Origin of the sequence: Fibrobacter sp., from assembly GCF_017551775.1 — a bacterium.
Lineage (GTDB): Bacteria > Fibrobacterota > Fibrobacteria > Fibrobacterales > Fibrobacteraceae > Fibrobacter.
In genome coordinates this window covers 1-4,301 of record NZ_JAFZKX010000102.1, presented here as the reverse complement: position 1 = coordinate 4,301, position 4,301 = coordinate 1, and the positions used below count along the sequence as shown (strand labels likewise).

3 protein-coding genes and 1 tRNA gene are annotated in these 4,301 nt (G+C 56.2%); all 4 read left to right on the top strand.

Annotated features, from left to right (window positions below; all coding sequences use genetic code 11):
- The first annotated feature begins 217 nt into the window (after positions 1-217).
- Positions 218-1,579 carry a UDP-N-acetylmuramoyl-L-alanine--D-glutamate ligase gene (gene murD / locus IK012_RS12160; protein WP_290954988.1) on the top strand — a complete coding sequence of 454 codons (1,362 nt, stop codon included), beginning with the start codon at positions 218-220 and terminating at the stop codon, positions 1,577-1,579.
- A 108-nt stretch (positions 1,580-1,687) separates the two neighbouring features.
- Positions 1,688-1,771 (top strand) — tRNA-Leu (locus IK012_RS12155).
- A gap of 286 nt (positions 1,772-2,057) precedes the next feature.
- Positions 2,058-3,530: a hypothetical protein gene (locus IK012_RS12150; RefSeq protein ID WP_290954986.1), complete on the top strand. Its 1,473-nt coding sequence runs from the start codon at positions 2,058-2,060 to the stop codon at positions 3,528-3,530.
- Between the two features lie 112 nt (positions 3,531-3,642).
- On the top strand, positions 3,643-4,301 hold a 659-nt coding region (locus IK012_RS12145), incomplete at its 3' end, for a tRNA guanosine transglycosylase (protein ID WP_290954984.1).

Here is a 4,301-nt window from a genome sequence, read left to right as displayed (position 1 = left end):
CCGGCAGTTGATGCTCCGGCAGCCCCCGCTGCTGACGCTCCGGCCGCACCGGCTACCGAAGTCCCGGCTCCGGCTGCTGAATAAGTTTGACCGGCAGGCCCTTCGGGCCTAGCCAGTTTGACGGTATATCGAAGTCCGTTTTCTTTTGAGGAAACGGGCTTCGTTTTTTGTATTTCGAAAAACTAGATTTTGACAAGAAAATTTTACGAGGTCTTATATGCAAAGCAAATTAGTCGCACCGGTTGGAGTCTTAGGTTTTGGCGTTGAAGGCCAAAGCACATTCAATTACCTTGTTCGTAATGGTATCAAGGAAATTGTCGTGATGGACAAGAACCCGGTGAACCTGCCGGAGGTGCCCGCAGGCGTAAACGTGAAGACTTTCAGCGGCGAAGGCTACCTGGACGGGCTCAAGGACTGCGTAACCGTAGTGCGTTCGGCAGGCGTCTACCCGATGAGCCAGGACCTTTTCAAGTTCCAGATGAACGGCGGCATCATGACAAGCCAAATCCAGCTGTTTTTGGAACAAACTAAATCCAAGAAGGTCGTAGGTGTAACGGGAACACTCGGGAAGGGCTCTACCGTTAGCATGATAAGCCACATTTTGACGGCTGCCGGTGTCAAGAACGAAATCGGCGGGAACTTCGGCGTGCCCGCGCTCGACCTGCTCGAAGACGAGACGCCCGACCGCATCAGCATTCTAGAACTTTCAAGCTTCCAGCTGATGACCCTTTCGATTTCGCCCGACGTGGGCGTAGTACTGCGCGTTTCGACCGAACACCTGGACTGGCACAAGAGCGTCGAGGAATACCGGGACGCGAAGGCCAACCTGGTGCGTTGGCAGAAGCGTGCCGGGACCTGCGTGTACCTCAAGGATGCCGAACCCTCGGCAAAGATTGCAGCGGAAAGCCCTGCCGGGACAAAGTATGCCGTATGCCACGCCGATGGCGACGGTGCCGGTAACGGGGATGCGGTGATTGAAGGCGCCACCCTCGCCATCGACAGCGAAAAGCTGTACCTTGCGGATTGCAAGGTGCGCGGCATCTACCAGCTGGAGAACATGGCGGCGGCGACCCTCGCCTGCAAGGCACTCGGGATTCGGGTGGCCGACGCGTTCCAGGCGCTCAAGACCTACGAGACCCTCCCCTTCCGCATGGAATTCAAGGGCGAGAAGAACGGGATAGAATTCTTCAACGACAGTTACGCCACCCGCCCCGACGCGACGATCGCCGCAACTGCAAGCATGAACCGCCCCTTCGCGCTCATCCTCGGCGGCTCCGAGAAGAACGCGGACTTTACCGAACTCTCGAACATCCTCGTGAAGGAACGTCCGAACCTCAAAAGGATTGCCCTCATAGGCGCCACCGCCGAGCGCATGCTCGAATCCCTGCAGCAGGCCGGGCTGGAATCCGCAGGCATCACGGCAAAAATCTTCCCCACCCTCGAGGAAGCCTTTGCCGACAGCCTCGCCATCGGCAAGGGCGGGACCGTCATCATGAGCCCCGCCTGCGCAAGCTTTGGCCTGTTCAAGAACTACAAGGTGCGCGGTCAGGTGTTCGACAAGCTGGTCGCGGAGGTTTAATTGCCTTTTTCGGGCGACAATAATGAAATTTTTCAATTATTTCGCCCCCTACCCCTTTACAAACGGCACAAATCAATCTAAATTTGTTGCCGTTCCGCTAAGGACCACGCGGTCGTGGTGGAATTGGTAGACACGCTAGCTTGAGGTGCTAGTGGGAGTGATCCCATGACAGTTCAAGTCTGTCCGACCGCAGAAAGAAACCCGGCTTAACCGCCGGGTTTTCTTTTTCCAAAAATTCACTTCCGCACATCTTTTCCCGTCCTCGACCCCAGGTCGGAGGGTTTTTCTATCCCGTTCACACTCAACGAGTTACGCGTTTCCTGCGGCTTTTCGTGACTTAAAACACGCCATAACGTCAAAATGCTACAAAAATGATACATTTCTTCATTTTTTTTGAGAAAAATTGTGCCAAAGGGGGGTAAACCTAACTAAATTTACACCCGTTAACACAAAACCAATCTCTTCCAAGGAGACACAAATGAAAAAGATGACGCTCTCTGCAATCGTGCTCGGCCTCGCCGCCGCTGGTGCGTTTGCCCAGGCTCCTGCCGCTGCTCCGGCTGCGGCTCCCGCAGAACAGGCTGCCGCTCCGGCAGACTCCGTAAAGGCCGCCGAAGAGGCCAAGAAGGCCGAAGAGGCCAAGGCTGCCGAAGAAGCCAAGAAGGCTGAAGAAGCTAAGGCCGCCGAAGAAGCCAAGAAGGCCGAAGAAGCTAAGGCTGCCGAAGAGGCCAAGAAGGCTGAAGAAGCCAAGGCTGCCGAAGAAGCTAAGGCTGCTGAAGAAGCCAAGGCTGAAGAAGGCAAGCCGGCCGAAAACACCAACCCGGGTGAAGTTGCAAACGCTGCCGGCAACGCTTTCGCGATGCTCAAGGCCAGCATGAACGAAGAAACCTCCGCTGCCCAGATGGAAGTGAAGTTCTCCGGCTCTGCCGAATTTGATATTTACTCTGGCGACGTCCTCAACGACGACGACTTCAACCACAGCTACTGGACCACGTTCGACTTCAATATCGACGTGAAGTTCAACGACAAGTGGTCTGCACACGTCGGTCTCGAAGCTGACGGCCCGATCGACAATCCGGGTGTTGGCTACAACGGCGCATTCGTCCAGTACAAGCCCGCCGACTTCTTTGCAGTGAAGTTCGGTGACCTCACCTTCGTGGAAGGTGCTTTCAAGGCCTACTACGGCTACGATGACCCGCAGTACAATGCCGCCGGCATGAAGGAACACGACATTCGCGGTCTGCAGATTGACCTCGCCGGTCTCGAACTCGGCTTCGGCTTTGGCCGTGGCGCGAACGACCGCTGCGCTTGGGCCGACCCGACCGAAGATGACGGCTGCAAGGTCTACAATGCTCACGTCGCTTACGAATTCGACTACGCCGGTCAACACCTGCGTCCGTTCTTCGACTACAAGAGCTACCAGGAAGAACAGCACAACGAACTGCATGCCGGTATCGACGCAGGCATCAGCATCGGCGGCTTCAGCTTCCGCGCTGTGTACGGCTTCCATGCTGACTACCTCCTGGATGACGAAGACATCGTCGACGGTCAGGACTGGACCTCTACCGCTCACGCCATCTTGGCTGAACCCAGCTTTGACGTGGCCATGTTCCAGATCAAGACGAGCATCTTCTACGCCATCATCAGCGACACCGACGCTCCGGCTAGCGACGCCTGGTCTACCGAAATTCCTGAATACTTCTTCGTGTATGCAGAACCCGCCCTCAAGGTCGGTGGCTTCATGAAGTTCGGTATCCCGGTTGAATTCCACACCAACACCCTCGACGACGATCGCGACGACACCAAGACCATCGACGTCGGTGGCCGTCTCTACCTGACTCCGGTCGAGAACCTCGACATCACCGCCTTCGGCATGGTTGACATTCCTATAGGCGACAACGAAGACGACACCGCTCTCCGCTTCGGTGTTGAGACCGTGTTCAACTTCTAATCGCTTAGATTAAGAATCTTGAAAAGGACTGCCGGCAATTAGCCGGCGGTTCTTTTTTTACATTTGCACTACAAGCTTTTGCACTACAATTTTTAAACTGCGCGACCGCCCCATGAACCGCTTTGAACTTTTAAAGACTTCCAAGAAATCGAAGGCCCGCCTCGGCGTGGTCCACACCGACCACGGCGACGTGACGACCCCCATCTTTATGCCGGTGGGCACCGAGGCGACCGTGAAGGCGGTAACGCCAGCCCAGCTCAAGGACATCAAGGCAGAGATTATCCTCGCGAACACGTACCACCTGTACCTGCGCCCCACCACGCCCCGAATCGCGAAGGCGGGCGGCATACACAAGTTCATGGCATGGGACGGGCCGGTGCTCACGGACAGCGGTGGATTCCAGGTATGGAGTTTGAAGGACCTCCGCAAGATTACACCGGAAGGCGTCGAGTTCAGGAGCATACTTGACGGTTCAAAACACTTCTTTAGCCCCGCAAGCGTCATGAACGCCCAGCGCGAAATAGGGGCCGACATCATCATGGCGCTCGACGAGTGCACGCCCTTCCCGAGTACGGCAAAGGAGGCGGAACACAGCCTGAATTACACCCTCAAGTGGACCGCAGAGGCCATGCAGTGGCTCAAGGAGCACCCGCCCATCCATGGTTACGACCAACAATTCTTCGGGATTATCCAGGGCGGCATGCACAAGAACCTGCGCAAGCAGGCGATTGAACGCATTGCGGAACTCGGGCCCGACGGATTTGCGATGGG

Bases quoted from the DNA above. Each gene is read 5' to 3' on its own strand.
- murD (WP_290954988.1), top strand. From the start codon at position 218: ATGCAAAGCAAATTAGTCGCACCGGTTGGAGTCTTAGGTTTTGGCGTT.
- IK012_RS12150 (WP_290954986.1), top strand. From the start codon at position 2,058: ATGAAAAAGATGACGCTCTCTGCAATCGTGCTCGGCCTCGCCGCCGCT.